This is a genomic window from Paenibacillus sp. FSL R10-2199, from assembly GCF_038000235.1.
Taxonomy (GTDB): domain Bacteria; phylum Bacillota; class Bacilli; order Paenibacillales; family Paenibacillaceae; genus Paenibacillus_AQ; species Paenibacillus_AQ phytohabitans.
In genome coordinates this window covers 1,503,533-1,522,818 of sequence record NZ_JBBOBO010000001.1, presented here as the reverse complement: position 1 = coordinate 1,522,818, position 19,286 = coordinate 1,503,533, and the positions used below count along the sequence as shown (strand labels likewise).

Below are 19,286 nucleotides of genomic sequence, written 5' to 3'. Positions count from 1 at the left end.
TCGTATTAAAGGCTTTCCTTTATACTAACATATCACGATTCGATAGTTACGGTCTTCGTTATCTGTTCCCATTTTACAGTGAGTCCTAGCTGTTCTGTCACGAGTCTAAGCGGTACTAAAGTCCTGCCATTCAGGATTAAAGGTGCTACATCAGCACTCTGGCGTTTCCCGTTAAGCAGGAATTCCTTCTTGTTTACCGTCAGATCCAGCGCTTTCGCTCCGCGAAGCACCATGATCTTCTTGGTATTCTGATCCCATATGGCATTCCCGCCAAAGGCATCAAGCACATATTTAATCGGCACATACGTGCTGCCATCCTTTACAATCGGCGCTACATCAATCGCCTGCTTTGTGCCGTTTACAAGCATCGACTTGGCTCCGATACTCATGGACGCCGTTCCCTTAGGCAATCCGGCTTCACTGGACAGCGAAGGCATAACGAAGGAAATATTATCAAAGGCTACCGTACCGGTCTTAGCCCGCTCGTCCTGGCCTTCCTCTACATTTACCACGTAAAGTCTCTTTAGGGAAGCTGGGAATTTAATCCCTGAACCGGAAAGATCAATATTGAGGTTCTTCCAGCCATTCCAGTCGATCACTTTGGCCAGATCAATATACGCTGTTGCCCCACTGGCATCCGTTACCTCTGCACGCAGCCAGTTAAGACTCATATCCCCCATCACGTCTACGGACATAGACGTTGCCGTTGCCGGAATACTCTTGCCTGTTGTCCCGTTGAACTGGGCATAAGCATACATTTTACCGGTGCCAGCCGTCATGTCATAGCTAAGCGACAATACCTTCGAGCCAGCCCGTTCCGCACTGCCCGGGACAACTACCGCCGTACCCGTTACCCCTGCCGCGTTGGTTGTGAAGGCAAATGGATACGTGGCATTTTCGAAATTCTCCCAAGCCGTTGACGCCGCTGCAGAGAACACAACAGCTGTGCTGAAGCCGTCATAACGGGCAATGGCATATCCGGTTGTTACCCCCGGATCCACGGATTCGACAGTAAGCTTACCGTCACCTACATTCCCTTTAAAGCCGATAAACTCCCATTTCAGCGATGCAGCCGGAACGGCAATCGTTGCCCCGCTCTTCGACACCGCATTAACTGGAACAGATACGGAAGCTCCAGCTATAAGCGGCGCAGTAGTTGTGCTTGAAGTCAGACTTGTCAGGTCATCTCCGCCCAGAACGGTTACCTTGGTCTCTGCACTGGCCGAACCGCTGGTAGCCTTCAGGTTAACGGTTCCCGCCTTGACTGCGGTTGCTTCCCCTGCATTCACCGTAACACTGCCGCCGCTAGAGCTCCAGGCAGGATTAGCTGCAGCTACATCAATTGGATTGTAGTAAGTATCATAGCCTTTTAGAGAATACGTAGCTTTTTGACCGATTAACAATACAGAACTGCCGCTGATCTTAATTCCTTTCACTTCACCTTGTGGAGCAGAAGTATATACACCAACGCCGTTAACGATGCTGCGCTGCTCTGTGCCGTACTCTGTATTAAAGGTAAGGGTAGTGGAGGTTTCCGCAAGCGGACGGTCTACCATCGTTGTAGAGCCCCCTCCGTCCAGGTTGATCCCTTTCCAGACACCGATATTGGTCATGAACGATTGCAGCTCCGTCAGAGACAGTCCTGCACTATTGTTATTTTTCTCAGCTGCAATGACATATACATATCGTCCATCCTCTGAATAACCCAGAGCTGTGCGGGCACGATATCCGCCGATGCTGCTGGTGGAGCGGGAGAAGGGCGCTGCTTTCCCGTTATTAACGAGAATGGTATGCCCCCCGATCATCATCTGCAGTGTGGAAGGGTCAAGCTCCTGCTGAGTAGTTTTGGAACGAAGCGTGTAGACACTGCTTAGCTTCTGGCCTACCACCAGATGAGCTTTTACAAATTGGGCTGCAAGCCCGTGAGTGCGCAGAATGTACGCCCCTTTAGGCACGGTTATCGGCAAGGCGGCATCAGGGGAAATCTGGGTAACGATATCATTCTCCACCAGTACCTCTGTAGGCGTCGTAGAGCTGTTCTTAGGCCGCTCCAGCGCTGTCCAGGCATCTGTGTAGATATAGGCGGCATTGGCATGACTGTAGGTAGAACTGCCGCCCTCAGGGTTATAGGCCCCTTTATTGATACCGGATAACGGAAACTGTGAACCATCCTCAGCAGTCAGCATGCCTTCGAATGTATATTCATCGATAACCGGCTTACGGTCTTTGGTCACAGCAAAAGCATACATTCCATCAAGCTGGGAAGGTGTAGATACTACAACCCCGCCTGATACTTGACCGCCGATCGGTGCACCTTCCCCGCCGGTATTGAAGTAATCCCCATTAACTGCAGCCACTGCTCCAGTTTCTGCCGCCATTCCTCCGGTACTTTGCCGCGTAGTCAGATTACCGCCTTTGCCCGTCATTACATCTACAGACACATAAGGGTTATTCAGATCGACCCGGACCACGTCAGCCAGACCTGTTACACTTTTGCCGGACCGCACGGTCGTAAATTTATATTTCATCATCATCGCGCCTGAAGTAATGACTTCTTCGCTCAGCTTTGTCACTGAGAAGGAGGCTGTAGCAGCTTGCGCTACTGAAGCGGAATTTGAGCTTAACCATCCGATGCCTTCATTTCCGATAACCGGCATGATCCATATTACACCTGCTATTGATGCCGCGATCCACTTTTTAGCAGGAGACCATTGACTTTTGTTTACTTGCTCTTTACTCTTTTTCCCCATGAAAAGCTCATTCATTTCAGCGTTACTCTCCCATCTATTTTGTACTCTTCAATCTCACTATCAATATCTGGATATCAGTTCCTATTTTAGGCTACATCTTTAATAGACTGATTTCCGGCTGAAAAGTTGCGAATTAAAGAGATTACCAGAAGGGATTTCAGACTATACCGAGTCATACCAGACCTCAAGCAGCCGCGCAAAAAAGCACCCGGCACATTGTGCCGGATGCTCCATTATTGTATAAAGTTCACTTACATATAAACTGCCATCTTCAGCATCCGATGCAGCATTACAGCAGCCTGTCCTCTGGTAGCGTTGCCTTGCGGCTGAAATTGCGTGGTGCTTATCCCCTGGATAATTCCTGCTTTGACCGCTTTGGCTACGAATTCCGTACTCTGGCTTAGAATTTTCGCCCTATCCTTAAACGGACTGAGGGTATCCATAACCGATGCGCTAAGCGTTATAGGCTGTCCTGTATACTCCATTGCCCTCACCATCATAATTGCCATTTGCTCACGGGTGATCTTATCCCCCGCACGGAAGGTCCCGTCTGTGTTGCCCGTTATAATACCGGCCTTCGCTGCTGCACCGATGTAATCGCCCGTTTGGCTGGACGACTGCACGTCCGTGAAACGCTGCGCTGTCCCGCTATCCCCTAACAGCCCCAGCCCTCTACTCAGCATAACAGCAAATTCACTACGGGTTATAGCTTGCTCCGGTTTAAACTGGCTTCCATAGCTATTATCGATAATATTCTTGGCTGCCAGTTCCGCTACAGCTGTATTACTCCAGTGTGTACCCATATCTGTAAAAGAGCGCGTAGACGTGAATGCTCCCACAATCTGATTCCCGCTGGTCAAAGCACGCATGACCGTATAAGTCCCTTTAGTAATACTTGTTGTAGGAAGATAAGCGGCATCGTAATAGGAAAGATCCAATCTGGCTACAGAAGTCTGCTCACTATTATTAGGTGTTGTCGTTCTCACCGAATATTTCCCGGGTAAACTAAGAGCATTCTCGTTGCTATAATTACCCGTCACCGATGCTGCCAAACGAAGATCAGCAAGAGGGGTTATACTTGTAAGACCCTGAGTTTGCAGTCTTTGGGCAAATGGGGCAAAAGCCTCTGATGGCATTTTCTCTATACGATAGATAAGCGAGATATTACTGCCAGTTGTATTGAGACTGGCCACAATTCCGTTCAAATCTACCTTTCCGAGATCAACACTAAAGATCTGATCCCCGTAGCGTATACCAAATTTCGAAGCCTTGTTGCGATTGAGCGCATCCATTAACGGCTGCAGAGGTACCGTAACATAAGCAGCTAATTCTGTCGAAGGCACCTCAAATAGCAGAGCGGCTGTCCCTTGTGTATTTAAAAAAGTATAACTGGCAGCTAATCTCTCCGCATTAAGACTGTATCTTTTGACATTTTGGCTGTAGATGGAATGATCTGCCGCTATCACCGAAGAATCGCTTTTGAGCAGAGGAACCGCTTCTCCAAATTCACTTGCCTCCAGCGTACCCAGATAGGACGGCCGGTTACCGTCCGTTGTTACGGTCGTAACTCCAGTAAGGTTCTTCACCGGCAGCAGCGAGAAGGAAGCCAGCGCATTTCCATTGAGATCTCTAATAAAAGATGTACCTGAGGTATAAGAAAGATCGACCGTCTGTCCGCTCGTCACAGAACCGGAAAGCACCAGCTTGAGCACTGTCCCTGTTAGAGTATAGCTTTGCACTAACATACTTGTCCCATTCACTCGAACTGCAAACTGGGAGGTGCTAAGCACTGAAGAAGTCAGCATGCTTTGGGCAAAAGTTAGTGTAAGCTCATTCCCTGACACCGTTGCACTGCTGATTTCCGATACTACGATATCGCTAAGTTCGACTGGTTTAAGATCAACATAGGCTGCACGGTTGCCGTTAAGATCGGTTATGCCTTTAAGGCCAGGTACATAGGAGACTGTCACCGTCTGCCCAATAACCAGGCTGCTCTGAAGCGTTAATTTCACACTACTTCCGCTCACTGCCACGTTGGTGACATAGTTAGGAGTACCTCCTACCAGCACTGAAAACTGGCTGTTCATCGGCAGATTGCTCTCTGCCAGGCCTTCGTTATAAGTCAGCACAAGCTTAGTTCCGCTTCCCGTCGCATGCTGAAATACTGGAGCAACACTATCATTGCTGTTTCGGATATTAAACTCAGAGAAGTCTGCAATATTCTGTCCCAGCGAGTTGAGCAGTGGATACGAGCCTGCATAGTAAGATACCCTTACGACGTCGCCATTTCCAGCTTCCGATCCGGTCGTTATATATACAGTGTTACCACTAGATCTGATTGAATCCACTCCGAGCGAATATCCTTCAGATGTTACTATAAACTGTTCCCGGGCATAAGAAGATACTGTTTTGAGCGTATCATTGAAGGTCAGTGTCACCGTTTTGCCTGTAATTCTGCCTTCCTTAGGTGTAGGAAGTGACGATTCTATACTGTTGGTTATTTGCAGTGCAGAAAAGGTTACTGCTGCATTGCCGCTGGTATCCTGGATGGTCCGCACTCCGCCAGTATAGCTTATTTTGACATTCTGCCCTACGGCTATCCCTGTACTAAGAGTAAGATAGACACTGTCGCCCTGAACATAAGCGCTATCTACAGTACGATTCTCATCATTCACACTGACCGTGAAACTGGATGCCAGCAAAGCTATGGATGAATTGAGCGTCTCATTATATTTCAAGCGGATCGTCCGGTTATTATCCAGCGTTGCACCCGTAAGCAGCGGAGCCGTTTTATCCACAGACACAGTGCGGAAACTCCATGATTTTGTACCGCTCAATCCCTCATATTGTGAGCTGGGGTCTCCCGCATCCGTAAATGCCCCCTTAGCGATATCTATATAATAAATAGTATCTGATTCGAGAGTAGCGGTTGGTTTAATAATGAAGTCCTTGGCTGTAGCTCCTTGCTGGACAGCTGCCGCCACTTTTGTTCCATTGCTTTTGTATAGAACAACTCCATTAGTGACGGCGCTATTATAGACCGCCTCCTTGTTAAAGCTAATTGTGATCGACTTAGATAATTCTACCGACTCACTCCGGTCTGCTGGCGATATAGCAGTTGCCGACAAACTTGTAAGTGAAGCCGTTGTAAACGTCCATGAATACGAACTCGCAGCCGGAAATATATGCCCATCCTGATCATAAAAAGCCCCTTGCGGAATTGTAACTGTATACAACGTACCATTCAACAGTGGCGAGGTCGCCGAGGCTGGCAGCAGTGTAATCGTCGAACTTCCCCCGCCAGTGACGCTCGTCGAGTTGACATTAATCCATCTCGTTCTGGAGTCATCCTGAGTACCTGGTGAGACAGAAATCGTTCCGGCTGCCGGACTCATCGGACGGTCAAAGTACAGTTTGATTGCCCCGCTTGCCGATGCACCAAATGAAGCATTTGCCGGGGCAGTGGATGCTGAAATTGTTCCGCTGCCGGTCGTGGAGAAGCTCCAGCCGTTACCGCTCGATATTCCCGGAAAATTAGTATTATTGGCATCTTTGAACGCGTAAGAATCGATAAGCACATAATAATTTCCGCCTGCTGGAAGCTTATTGGCCAGAGTCAATGTAACAGTAGTGGAAGTGGCATCGCTCAACAGCCCTACTTTGGGCTCTCCGTCCCTGATGAGAAATTCCTGTATTACAGAGTTATCCGCAGAAGAGATCAGCCTGACCGAACCACCTCCTCCTGTAAGGACTCCAGCTAAGCGCAGACTCAACTGAGTTAATGCTCCGGATTCCACCCTAGAATTGTTCGCAGGGAACAAACTGCTTGCTACAATAGCCGGATTACTCTCTCCAGCCGTTGTGAAAGTCCAGCTGGTTAGCGCCGATTCATTACCTGAGCTATCTTTGAACAGCCCCTTAGGTACACTCACGCTGTATGTCTTATAAGGCGCAAACTTCAAGCTGGAGCCTAATTTGATTTCGTAATTAGTAGAATTGCCGATCAATCCTGAACTGCCAATAGCAATTTCCGTAAACATTGTTCCGGAGTCCTGCTCTGTAATTGTGATTTTCCCCGTTTGCGGAATAACCTGACGGTCAAATTTAAGTCCCAAAGAAGCCCCTACATTCACAAAAGCAGCACCATTAACTGGAGATGTTGTTATTCCGAACTCCGAAGCGGCATATACCGCAGATGTATGTACACCGATAGCCGGACTGCCCAGACCAAACAGCAGATTGCCTGCAATGATAATAGCCGTCCCTATTGATAATTTCTTGTTCATTCTTAATAAAGCTCCTTTCAGCCACTCGAGCATTTCTTCTATACTGTTATATTTCGGTTAAAGGGCTTCCAAAGTTTAGAAGATAGCCTCAAGCAGCACGGGCATCATCCCCTCGCTTATAAGAAGGCACAAAAAGCCCGTACAGACCTCCTCACTTCAAAGAAGGGGCTTGTACGGGCATAGTTAAATTATATTCTTAGATCCCTGCCTGGGCTTTCAACATATCTGCTTTGTCGACACGTTCCCAAGGAAGGTCAATATCTGTACGGCCAAAATGTCCATACGCTGCGGTCTGTCTATAAATAGGCTTACGCAAATCCAGCATGGAGATGATGCCTGCCGGACGAAGATCGAAGTTGCTGCTGATAAGATTCGCCAGCTTCTCTTCACTGATTTTGCCTGTTCCGTATGTATCTACATTGATCGAGACAGGATTAGCTACACCAATCGCATAAGCCAGTTGAATTTCACATTTGTCAGCAAGGCCTGCAGCAACCAGATTCTTCGCTACATAACGTGCAGCATAAGCTGCAGAACGGTCTACTTTGGTTGGATCCTTACCGGAGAATGCACCGCCGCCATGACGCGCATACCCGCCATATGTATCAACGATGATTTTGCGCCCGGTCAGACCGGCGTCACCCTGAGGACCACCAATCACAAAGCGGCCTGTCGGATTAATGAAATATTTAGTAGCTTCATCGAGTAGCTCAGCCGGGACAACAGGCAGAATAACATGTTCTTTAATGTCCGCCTGAATTTGCTCAAGAGAAATTTCTTCCGCATGCTGCGTGGAAACAACGATTGTATCTACACGAACCGGTCTCTCATCCTGATATTCAATTGTTACCTGAGTCTTGCCATCCGGGCGCAGATACTCAAGAGTTCCATTCTTACGAACCTCCGCCAAACGACGGGCAATCCGGTGCGACAAAGCAATCGGAAGCGGCATAAGTTCAGGAGTTTCATTAGTAGCAAAACCAAACATTAACCCTTGGTCACCAGCACCAATGTTAGCCGTTTCTTCAGCTACAAGGTCAGGATCCCGATTCTCCAGAGCTGCATTTACCCCTTGGGCGATGTCAGCAGACTGCTCATTTAATGAACTAAGCACTGCACAAGTGTTAAAATCAAAACCATATTTTGCACGGGTATAGCCGATTTCCTTAATCGTATTACGTACAATTGCCGGGATATCCACATATTCGGACTTGGTGCTGATCTCCCCAATAACAAGCACGAGGCCTGTTGCTACGGCTACCTCGCAGGCTACCCGGGCATTGGGATCGTTAGCAAGAAATGCATCGAGTACCGCATCGGATATCTGGTCACAGATTTTATCCGGATGTCCCTCTGTTACAGACTCAGAAGTAAACAAATGACGCCCTTTAATAGACATGTACAACTACCTCCCATATTGTTAGTCTGACACTGTATAAGGGGGCACCTTAGTAATTAACAGGCCAAATATATTAAGTAGAATAATAAAGACTGATAAGCCGGTTTATTCAAAAAATGAACCTTTTCCACATGGAAAAGGTCTAAGGCTTTCCTCAAAAGTCATATTATCTTATTTACCGGTTGCTGTCAATTGAAGGCAGCTTATGCGAAAAGAGACTGCTCCGCCTGTTTGATCAACCTCTTTGTAATTTCCCCGCCTACAGATCCATTATCTCTGGAAGTAAGGTGTCCCAGATACGGAGTACCACCGGTTGCACCGGCCCCGCCCGTCATTCCCAGCTCAGAAGCAAATTCCGTATCCATGCCACCGCCATATGATGCTCCATATAATCCAAATTCAGAAGCGATCTCATATTGCATTTGTTTCAGCATTGCCCGGCTCTCTGGTACAACTGTACGATTAGTGCGTGCCATGTTACAGCACCTCCTGTGAATTTTTTAAGATTACAGGTAGTATTGTGTGCGAATTCCAGAGGCCTCAGTCCGATCAATGTTTGTCAGCTGTGGGAATGAGTTCCGGGTGTATGTTCATGCATATTACAGGGCATTCTTAATATAGGAAGGAAAACATCATTTTACTGCTTACCAATGCGATGTGCAAATGCTTATTTCAAAGTGTATGAACCGCGGACCATAACAACAAGACCTAGTGTCTGACCGTTCTGGACCGTGATTCCACGTCCATCCCTTGGGAAAGATAACAGGTGATTCGTTGGAGCAGCCGCGCCGTTTGCCAGATCTACACCATCTGTCAGATCAGCGACACCGTTAGCATCCTGGGAATAAATAATCGCCTTACCTGCGCGGACAATAAATTCTGCACCTGCACCGGCAATTAGAGTCTGTCCGGGTTTTACATCAACGATTTCGCTCGCATTCCCAGCAGTTCCGGTATTTCCGGTACTTTGAGTTGGTGCAGGTGTCGGAGCTGTAGTTGCGGCAGGCTCATTAGTTGCAGTTGCACTTGGAGCTTGCGTTGGTGTAGTAATGGTCCCACCTTGCAAAGCTTTTTGAATCTGTTGATCTACATAACTCTTGGTGACAACAGGATCATCTGCTGTACCTGGCTGTGAACCTACACCGGCACCTTCAGCTGTAATATTAAGCATCGAACCTGCCCATAGGCCACCAGCTAACAGTAACGCAGACATCGAGACTTTCCAAAACGTTTTCAACTAAATTCCTCCTCCACTCGTGATAAATGGCTAATCGAGTAGGAGGGGGCGGCAAGCCCCCGTCCTCTCACACCACCGTACATGCGGGTCCGCATACGGCGGTTCCAAAAGGTTAACAAAGTTCCAGATAGCGTGAAAGTAAACTCTTCAGCCCTTTTGCTTCCCAATAGGAAGTCGAAAGGGCGTTATTCGTGTTCCGGGACATTTCCCACGCGCCTCGCCGCGAGTTGGCCATCTTAAAACAAGCCCACTTTGGAACCCCGAGTGCTCGAAGCTCGCGGATTCGTGTACGTACTCGTTTCCACTGTTTCCACAGACACATTCGAAGTCTCCTCCGAATCCACTGGTCCAGTGTTTGGAAGTGTGTCTTCGCCGAGGCTAGACGGAAATAACCGAGCCAACCCATCAGATAGCGGTTCAGTCGGTAAATCCTTTCTTCCATGGAAATGGACCAGGTACGTTTCGTTAGCTCTCGAATTCTCCCTTTAAAAGCTGCGAGACTCTTCGGAGCAATCCGAATCGTTGCCTGTTTCTGGCTCAGGAAACTGAATCCTAAGAACTTTCGGTGCCAAGGTCTCGCTACCGCACTTTTCTCCCCGTTTACTTTCAGTTTTAGCTTTCCTTCTACAAACCGACTTACCGATTCCATGACACGCTCGCCTGCTCGTTTACTCGCCACAAAGATATTACAGTCGTCCGCGTAGCGTACGAATCGCAAACCTCGCCCGGTCAGTTCCTTGTCCAGATCATCCAATAGAATGTTTGCTAGAAGCGGACTAAGCGGACCGCCTTGTGGCGTTCCCTCCCGGCTACGCTCCCATTTTCCATCCACCATAACTCCGGCGTTTAAGTAAGCACGGATTAGCGTCAGCACTCTTTTGTCCTCCACTTTCCGCGCCACTCTTGCCATTAGCATGTCGTGGTTTACCTTGTCAAAGAATTTCTCCAGATCCAAATCCACGACCCATCTGAGGCCGCCTTGGATATATCTTTGGGCTTGTTTAACGGCGTCATGCGCGCTCTTCCCCGGCCGAAAGCCGTAGCTGTACCACGAGAATTGTGCGTCAAAGATCGGGTTCATGACTTGTAAAAGTGCTTGCTGGAGGAAACGGTCCATCACAGTCGGGATGCCTAGCTGCCGTACACCGCCTCCAGGTTTGGGGATTTCCACCCGTTTGACTGGCGCAGGTCTGTAAGTTCCCGTCAGAAGTTCAGTTTTCACCGATGCCCAGTGCGTATTCAGGTAAACTTGTAGATTCGCTACCGTTACACCGTCCACACCGGGCGCTCCTCCATTTTGCACCACTCGTTTGTAAGCGAGTCGAAGGTTATCTCCTTTGAGCATTTGCTCCAGCAAGTTGTTCTGGTCTTCGCGAGAGGAAGGGACGACTTGTGCCGACGAAGAACTCGGCGCTCCGGCATACCCTGACGGCTTCACCGCTTCTCTTTGCCGCAAGCTCCCTTGCGAGATATTCTGCTGTCGTTGCTCTTCATGCGAACGCATCGCTTTCCTCTCTCCTTTCGGTTCAGCCCTTCCGTAAATTGTTGCAACAGCTTACGTACTATGGCTTCTGCTGACTCCTGCCAGTTCAGCGCAGCCTCTCAGCTACGGTTACAAGTTTTTTTTCTTGCTTATCTGACAGGTCTCCCCAGATAAGAACGTCATCTGTCTGCCCGCGACCACTGGAGTATACCGCGCCAGCCCTTGGCGGCTTTGGATTTCGTCATGTTTAGGTGACTCATCCGACTGACACAGCCTCAAATCCAGTTCGTGTACCTTGGCCCGTGCTTTTGCCTCCGGCTTCCTTCAGATTCCACCTCACGGTGGACACCCTTGCCCTTGGCTAACGGTAGGCGCTCGCCAGCCCCCGTTCGGGACTTTCACCCTAAAGATGACGCCCATGCTGGGCGTACTAAAAAAAGAATAGCCTCCGAAGAGGCTATTCTTTGCTTCGGTAATCGGAGATTACTTAGCGGAAATTTCAGTACCGTCAGTGATGATGTTGCCATCACCATCGTGAGCAGTTGCTGTTCCAGCAATTTTAACGATGATTCTGTTAACATCATTGGAATTCAGATCCAAAGTATCCGTAGCTGCTGCGTTAGGATCGATAGCTTTCTTCAAGAAAGTAACCGACCATTTGCCTTTATCCGATCCGTTAACAATCTTAGTTACTGTGTAGTTAGCTTGATTGATAACATTGGAAGCCGCAACATCATTGTTGATGTAGAATTGCAGATCCTGATCATTCAGCACTGTAATTTCTTTAGAGAATCCAAGGATCAGCTCATAAGAGTTGCCGCTGGAAACTACTGCCGAAGTAAGAAGCGGGCTAGTTCTGCTAGTCAATTTACCAGTTTTGCTAACTGCTTCGATAGGGTTACCGGATGTATCAGTAACACCATTAACTACGAACTTGTAATCAGCCTTAGTTTCTGTGACAGAAGAGCTAGGGATATGAATTGTTGCACGAGCAAACTTCGGACTGGATGAAGGAGTAGTTACAACACCAGCATCTGTAAGAGTCTGGATTGTTACATAAGAACCAGCAGGCAATGCCTTATCATCCAAAGTATAGCTGTTAATATCCAATACAGATGCAGTGTTCAGACCGCTTGCATCTTTAAGGTCAACAGTAACAGTAGCATCACCGTAAACTGTATCAGTTACAGCAGCTTTTGCACTGTCATTGATTACAATGCCATTGTTAAACAACACTGGAGCATCGCCATCAGTAGTTGCCGATCCAATAGTCACCGCCAATACAGTTGCAGCAAGTTTGTTAGCAGAGAAGGATTTATCTTTGAAGAGTCCTTCTGGCAGACGCACAGTGTATTCACCTGCTTCTACATTGACAGCAGTCAAGATGAACGATTTGCCGCTACCGCTTGTAGTGTTAGCAATCGAAGTAGATTGACCAGTTTTGTTGTTGATCAGAACTACAGAACCAACTCCACTATTTACAACATCTTCGGAGAATGTCAATTTAATGCCTTTAACAGTACCAGAAGTTGTGTAAGTAACACCAGTAACTGTAGGAGCTACAGTATCCTTAGTGAAAGTGATCGCTTGACTCGAAGCAGTTCCCAGTGTGTTACCGAGTGTATCCTTAACAGTTGCTCCGAATACAACGGATCCAGTGAAAGTACCAGTGGATGGGAAGCTAGTCAAAGGACTCTGCAGAGTGAACTTTTTGCCGTTAGCAGTAGTAATCACGCTGAATGTACCTTGGCTTTCACCAACAGCATTCAGGAGACGAACATTACCCACCAAAGATGCGCGGTCAACATTCTTGTCAAACTCAACTTCAATGAACTTGTCGCTCACAGCTGTTACGCTCTTGATTACAGGAGCAGCAACATCGGATACAACAGTTACAGTTGTTTTGATTGGGTTTGGTGTAGCTACGTTACCTGCAAAGTCAGTTACATTAAGCAGGGATACGTCATAAGTTTTTCCGCTATCCAATGTTACTCCACTCAATTTGAATTCCGTGTAAGTATCATTCTGGACAGTTGTGGAAGCAGCAGAACCATTTACGTAAGCCACGATACCAGTAGTTTTAACTGGTTCGCTGAAAGTTACATAAACATCTTTAGTAGTTGCTTTAGCAGAAGAAGTAACAGAAGCAACAGTTGGGGCAACAGTATCAGCCACAGTCAGCAAAGTGGTGAATGCTGGGATAGCTTCGCCAGCTGTAGTTTTAACAGCATCGCTTACTACAACTGTGTAGTTGCCTTTAAGTGCCTTAACACCTGGAAGAGTAATAGTAGCTTCTGTATTATCAGCACTGAAAGTTACATAAGCGTTGGAAACTTCATCATCCTTGCTTCCTACCTTAGTTACTTTCACAACGCCGTCGATAACTTTGCTGGATTCAGCCAGTGTATCAACATCAACAGCGCGGTTGAATTTAACTACCACTTGCTTAGCGTTTGGAGCTGTTGCAGAAACAACCTTAGGCGCTTGCAGCGTTACTTTTGCAGTGTAGTCTTTTTCAAGATGCTTGAAGTTAATTGTAGTTTCAACGCCTGCTACCAGAGCAGTTGTCAATTCAACGTCTGCAGTTGTTTTGTCAGAGAAAGTTACAACTACTTTGGTTGGGCTTACTGCTTCAGCAGAAGCTACAGTCAATGTAGGTTTTACGGACATTTGATCAACTGCATAAGCTGTTTCTACTACCAAAGAGCGAGTAGCGTTAGCTTTGAAGTTAGTTGTTTGAGCAACCAGACCAGCGTTGATAACTGCTTGAGCATAGCCCTTAGCCCATACAGAAGCGGAGTTATCAGTTGTTGTAGGTTGTTCCAGTTTCAAAGCGCGGAACAATACAGCCGCTACTTCTTCAACCGTTACTTTACCGTTGTAGTCGAAAAGACCTTTAACAGTATCTTTACCTTGCATCAAGTTAGCTGCAGTAACAGCTTCGATGTAAGGAACAGCCCAGTTAGTAGCTGTGTAACCTTTATCTTTGTAAGACAACTTGCCAGTTACTTCAGTAAGACCGAACAATTTAGTAACGATCTTAGCGAATTCTGCGCGAGTCAAGTCTTTTTCAAGATGAGCTTGACCGTCTGGGTACCCATTGAGAATACCTTTAGCTGCCAAAGCATCAAATGCCTGTTGTGGAGTTGCTTTTGCTGTTTCACCAAATGCTACAGAGGCAAACATCGAGAATGCCATTGCTGTAGATAATGCTACGGATAAAATTTTCTTCATAACCTTTTTTTCTCCTCCTTGGACGTTCATGAACTGAGATTTTTCTTTAGTTGGGTAGCTCATGTCACTCATTAGCCGATGCACCCCCTTTCCCGAGTTGAGCATATTAAGTATAAATAATGTCTGTGACGGGTATCACAGAAACTTGTAAACAGCTTCAAGGCATAGTAATACTAGATTCCTAATTCTACCTAAGTATTATACAATGTGCCTCTAGTCACGTAAAGCTAATTTTTCCATTCGGCAATACGTTGTACCTCTAAGGGTCAATCCGCATTTGCCTTGTGCAAGTGACTCTACACCTTAAACGCAATAGTTTCGAGAAAGTTGCGCTTTGTTCAAAAAAAACTTTTTTCTTTTGTATCCCGGCCCCGTTCCGATAGAAGATACAATATGTATGTTCTACTAACTATTGTTAATGTTGGGTGGCTACGGGAATCAGTATAGCATAGACACTTTCCAAACGTCATTAAGCAATATTTGTTAAGATAATAAACAAACATTTCCTAATACAGAAGCTCAATGAGTTAATAATAGTTACCCATATTTATATAGTACAAACGCATTTATCTAATGCATTTATCTAATAATGAACATAAAAACAGGCTACCGAGCGTATGCCGGCAGCCTGTTTCACGGTTTCTATACAAAAGGGTCTATCGGATCTTCATGGAAAGCTGTATCAATTCCTGACGCTTCTCAGGACTAGCGTTCACATTCTCATACATAGCATCGATCGCTGCGCGGTTCTCGCGGTAGCTCTTCTCATGTTTGATTGTGGTATGGGACCATTCGATCAAGGCATTCTCGGAAATGACCAGCTCATTATAGGCGTCATGGAATCCTGTAGATTGAACAAGTTCTTCCATTACTTCCTGAGTGATCTCCTGCAGCGCCCGTTTAGCTGCAATTTCCTTTTCCATAACCTTAGCTCTATTCTCAAACATATTCTTTGCTTTCATGTAATCCAATTGTGCTTTTGATAAAATCGGTTTCATCGATGGCTTTCTCCTTCTTGCTTTAAATGTTGTACTTACAGCTTCTTAGGCCATTGTAACGCAAAGTAACCCACAATTCAAAGATTTGTATATGGAAAATGCAAAAGAGAAGCCTCTTTCCCGCAAACAGGGAGTCAGAGGCTTTCTTCGCTTCATATATAGAGGTGTTATACTACAATCTCTTCATTTTAGCCATGATGCGTTGTGCCATGACAGCCGCATCCGCTCTTGTAAAGTTAGCCTGAGGATCAAACCGGTAAGTCGCCTTCTTTTGTCCCGCTACCAGCTTATTCTCAATTCCTGATATCACACCAGCCTTATAGGCCGCAAGGATGGAAGGTGCAGAGTAAACTGATCCAATTGAACCCGTGTCTGTAAAGAGCTTCTGTAGGGCTGCCAGGTCAGTAGCATTGCTGCCCAGCTTAAGGCTCATCGCTCTGGCGATCATCACCGCTGCATCCTCTCTGGACAACGTACGGTTAGGCGAGAAGATTCTCGGTGCTGTCCCACGTATAATCCCTTTGCGTACGGCTGTCTCGATATACCGGTAATCCCAGTGATAGTCACTATACTTAACTACATCCGAGAAGGTTAGATTGTTTGGCTCGTAATCAAGCTGTATACCCATTATTTTGACAAGCATGGTAGCAAACTCACCACGGGTAACATTCTCATACACACCAAACTCATTGGCATCCTTTGCGTTCATAATCCCTCTGGAGAGAATAGTCTCCAATTCGCTGCGTGCATACGTATGAGATACGATGTCATCGTAGCTGTAGCGCAGACTCATTACGGTGTAATACCCGAAACCGTCAAAAGTAGCAGTGATCGTCTTGCTGCCTGTATTAACTACCCCGCCCATGTTGTACCACGTGCCGTCAACATTCTTCCATACAGAGATATTAGACGTTGCAGCATTAACAATGCTCGAGTCGTATTTCAGTGTGATCTTCCCTTGCTGGGTAGGCTCCATCCATCTGCCCATATGCCCGAGGAAAGATTCATTACCTTTCTTATATGGATGAGAGGCAACTACAGTTGAGTAATCATTAATCGAAGTTGCTGAAACAAAGTATCCCGGGTCGATCCAATACAGATTTGAAGCATACCCATAATGAAGCTTTGGTGTCATATAAGCAGCAGCCAAGCTGCTGGCAGGAACTTCAACCAACTTGCCGTCCTGGTATCCCGTTCCATCAAATTCACCAACCGGATTGTATTGTTTCACTGTACGTCCATCTTGCTTATCAGCAATACCAACCAGGATGTATTGTTCGTTGAACAGATTAATCTGTCGTGTATTAGTTGTCCCTGGTGTTGGTGTAGAATCCCGCAGCATTGTTCCTTTTGGGAAAACAAGGCTAACGGCATTCTGGAATGCTGTGAGCTTCCCTGAAGAGTTAAGGGTTGTTTTCAACTGCGCTCCTTGCAACACTTCATCTGAGTAAGTTACATCAAAAGTTCCGTTCGTTTTGGTTGTGCCTGTTGTTACTGTGAATTTGATTGTGTTTTTCCCTTTTTTCAGACCCTTCAGCTCCAGGCGGAAGATATCTTTAGCCCCTTTGATCATCGCTTCCTTACCAATAACAATGCTCGTAGCTCCTTCTGCCTGAATACTTACATCAACGAAGTTTTGCTTAATGATGCTTTCATTAGGAAGCTTAGGCGAAAGAATGCTGTAAGGAGGAACCTCACGGGTAATCAGCAACGTCTGCGTAATAGCAGCTGTTCCCAGTCTTGCCGAAATCACAAAGGTCTGCAAACCAGTTGTGGGCAGTTCCTGATTTTTAATTATGAATTCGCCATTTTCACTGGTTGGTGGGATAACATAACTGGATTCAGTTTTCCAGCCTACTGTTTTGCCTCCAGAGGTATCAGTATTATAGTCGACTACAGCGTATTGTTTCCCGTCTTTCATAATTACAACCTGAGTAGCATTGCTTGCAACAAAGTGAATATCTGCAACAGACTCGTTAGTTGTGTAATTTAGATTTGAATTTTTGATAAATACCCCATCCGGATCGGACGTCTTACCTGCTGGATACGGGACGACTCCATCAATGTTCGGGGCATTATCCGGGAACAGATAGACAGTAAGGTTAGTCGAGACCGGAACACCGTTCGCTATACCTGCGATAGTGATTTTATTTGGCCCGGATACCAGAGAGATACCAGTGGTACTGAACGTAAACTCATGATTAGTAATTGACGGTGCAGCTGTAGTTCCGTTGACAGTGATTTTAACGGAAGACTCGTCAGCAGCGGGGAAATTGACTAACCGTCCATTAATGGTAGTAAATTCCCCACTGTGTTTGAACACCTGGTTATTATAAATATTGCTTACATCTATAAATGGAGCCGATACATAATTGACCGAAAGCACCTTCGTATCAATAATGTCAGCAGAACCGTTCTTTTTTAAATCAATCTGTAAGGTTTGCTCGCCTGTGGGCAGGCCGGTGATCTTAAACACTCTATAGCCGTCCGTAGTCTTCAGTGAGGTTCCCTCGGTAACAAATAGACCCGAAGAAACCGGAACTCCATTTTGAATAGAACTGATTACCAGATTGCCTGGAGCAGTTGTTGTCTCACTGGTTTTTATCATTAACCACAGCGGAAGCTCGAACAAATTGGAATTACCAGTGAATACACCGGATGAAGAATAGCTAACTGAGTTACCATTCGCTACAGGACTATACAGTTGCTCTACACCTGTAATGGAAGGGTCATTTGCATTCCGGTAGGTAAACTCCAAAGGATTTATGCTCTTGCCGTCATAGGTGCCATTACCGGTAGTAAAAGTAACTGTATACTTGCCATTGGTAGAAATTATAACATCAGCAGTGCTAGTATATTTAAAAGTTATGAATTCCCCCGACTTAACCGGAGTAGCGTCAATAGTAGTAGTTCCAACGACCGGCACATCATTGCCTGTAGTTGTATTGCGAATCTTAAAAGTCATGCCGGAAAGAGGTGCCTCTGCAGTGTCTTCCGATACTCTAAATGTAATCGAGCCCGTAAGTTTACCGCTGATCTGAGTAGCCCCGCCTGTCGCAGACACAATATTCCCATCATCTAAATTGTAAGTTCCGATCTTCGTTTTATTCGGAGTCCCCTTATCAATAGGCGAATACACTACTTCTCGTGTAACCGCATAAGTACGCGTACCCGAATCTGTAGTCGCAACAAATGTAAGCTTATTAAGGCCCGCTGTCAGCGGAATATCTGCTATAACGAAGGTACTGCTGCCGCCATTAAACATCTTGGTGTTGTTGACCATAACCTCAGTGGCATTTGGCGCTTCAAGAGTCAAGGTCAGTCCGGCTGTATTGACCATTGTAGGTGTATCAGCACTCAACAACGTACCATCCGGCAGAGCTATATTATATATGGCAGGTACGTTTGAAAAGTTAACATAGGCTTCACCGCTGGCCAGGCTTCCCGTAGCCGTTGTACCGTAAACTGTAATCCGGTTAAGGCCCTGGCTTAGCTTAACGCCTGGAAAACGGAAGTTTTTCTCGTTCTCAATGATTGGCTTAACGTCGGCACCGCTTGCTCCCGGAACTATGCTCCCGTTAACAATTCCATCTACCTGATAGTAAATGCTATCCGCAGAAACCCCATTGAATGTCCCCTCTACGTCAACTGTGCTTGTATTCACCGTGGTTGGAGATGCTTGGGTCGTACTGAATTTGGTGAACTGAAAATATTGGCCCGTTGCGGCATCCGCTGCGTAAACAGCACCTGCTGATGAAAGAGTGGATAGCAGGATCACCATCGATAAAAACATGCCGCCTATCGTCTTTAATCTTTTTTTCACGTAAGAAACCTCCTACTGCTTTTTGGTTTATTGTCGGCCTGTGCAGCATTCCGCGTCTTAACCAACTCTATAATTT

9 protein-coding genes are annotated in these 19,286 nt (G+C 46.4%); all 9 read right to left on the bottom strand.

The genetic code is table 11. The features are described 5' to 3' along the window. Window positions 1–32: 32 nt before the first annotated feature. Window positions 33–2,750: a stalk domain-containing protein gene (locus NYE33_RS06675; RefSeq protein ID WP_341068612.1), complete on the bottom strand. Its 2,718-nt coding sequence runs from the start codon at window positions 2,748–2,750 to the stop codon at window positions 33–35. A gap of 251 nt (window positions 2,751–3,001) precedes the next feature. Then, window positions 3,002–7,036, bottom strand: coding sequence for an Ig-like domain-containing protein (locus NYE33_RS06670; RefSeq protein ID WP_341065192.1), 4,035 nt, complete (start codon window positions 7,034–7,036; stop codon window positions 3,002–3,004). Between the two features lie 196 nt (window positions 7,037–7,232). Next, the gene (gene metK / locus NYE33_RS06665; RefSeq protein ID WP_076246382.1) at window positions 7,233–8,435 is read right to left on the bottom strand and encodes a methionine adenosyltransferase; all 1,203 of its coding nucleotides are present in this window, start codon (window positions 8,433–8,435) and stop codon (window positions 7,233–7,235) included. A 203-nt stretch (window positions 8,436–8,638) separates the two neighbouring features. Next, a complete protein-coding gene (locus NYE33_RS06660; RefSeq protein ID WP_039303766.1) occupies window positions 8,639–8,911 on the bottom strand; it encodes an alpha/beta-type small acid-soluble spore protein in 273 nt (90 codons plus the stop codon). 191 nt (window positions 8,912–9,102) lie between these two features. Further along, the gene (locus NYE33_RS06655) at window positions 9,103–9,672 is read right to left on the bottom strand and encodes a hypothetical protein (protein WP_341065191.1); all 570 of its coding nucleotides are present in this window, start codon (window positions 9,670–9,672) and stop codon (window positions 9,103–9,105) included. 112 nt (window positions 9,673–9,784) lie between these two features. Further along, a complete protein-coding gene (ltrA, locus tag NYE33_RS06650) occupies window positions 9,785–11,176 on the bottom strand; it encodes a group II intron reverse transcriptase/maturase (protein WP_081969899.1) in 1,392 nt (463 codons plus the stop codon). A 462-nt stretch (window positions 11,177–11,638) separates the two neighbouring features. Beyond that, window positions 11,639–14,461: a hypothetical protein gene (locus tag NYE33_RS06645; protein ID WP_341065190.1), complete on the bottom strand. Its 2,823-nt coding sequence runs from the start codon at window positions 14,459–14,461 to the stop codon at window positions 11,639–11,641. Window positions 14,462–15,045: 584 nt separating this feature from the next. Continuing rightward, on the bottom strand, window positions 15,046–15,387 hold the full coding sequence (locus tag NYE33_RS06640; RefSeq protein WP_042140234.1) for a hypothetical protein: 342 nt from the start codon (window positions 15,385–15,387) through the stop codon (window positions 15,046–15,048). A 172-nt stretch (window positions 15,388–15,559) separates the two neighbouring features. Then, on the bottom strand, window positions 15,560–19,210 hold the full coding sequence (locus NYE33_RS06635; RefSeq protein WP_341065188.1) for an S-layer homology domain-containing protein: 3,651 nt from the start codon (window positions 19,208–19,210) through the stop codon (window positions 15,560–15,562). Window positions 19,211–19,286 lie beyond the last annotated feature (76 nt).

What these genes read in the sequence shown, in the direction of transcription:
- NYE33_RS06675 (WP_341068612.1), bottom strand. Translation starts at nt 2,750, where the DNA reads ATGGGGAAAAAGAGTAAAGAGCAAGTAAACAAAAGTCAATGGTCTCCT.
- NYE33_RS06670 (WP_341065192.1), bottom strand. Translation starts at nt 7,036, where the DNA reads ATGAACAAGAAATTATCAATAGGGACGGCTATTATCATTGCAGGCAAT.
- metK (WP_076246382.1), bottom strand. Translation starts at nt 8,435, where the DNA reads ATGTCTATTAAAGGGCGTCATTTGTTTACTTCTGAGTCTGTAACAGAG.
- NYE33_RS06660 (WP_039303766.1), bottom strand. Translation starts at nt 8,911, where the DNA reads ATGGCACGCACTAATCGTACAGTTGTACCAGAGAGCCGGGCAATGCTG.
- ltrA (WP_081969899.1), bottom strand. Translation starts at nt 11,176, where the DNA reads ATGCGTTCGCATGAAGAGCAACGACAGCAGAATATCTCGCAAGGGAGC.
- NYE33_RS06645 (WP_341065190.1), bottom strand. Translation starts at nt 14,461, where the DNA reads ATGAGTGACATGAGCTACCCAACTAAAGAAAAATCTCAGTTCATGAAC.
- NYE33_RS06640 (WP_042140234.1), bottom strand. Translation starts at nt 15,387, where the DNA reads ATGAAACCGATTTTATCAAAAGCACAATTGGATTACATGAAAGCAAAG.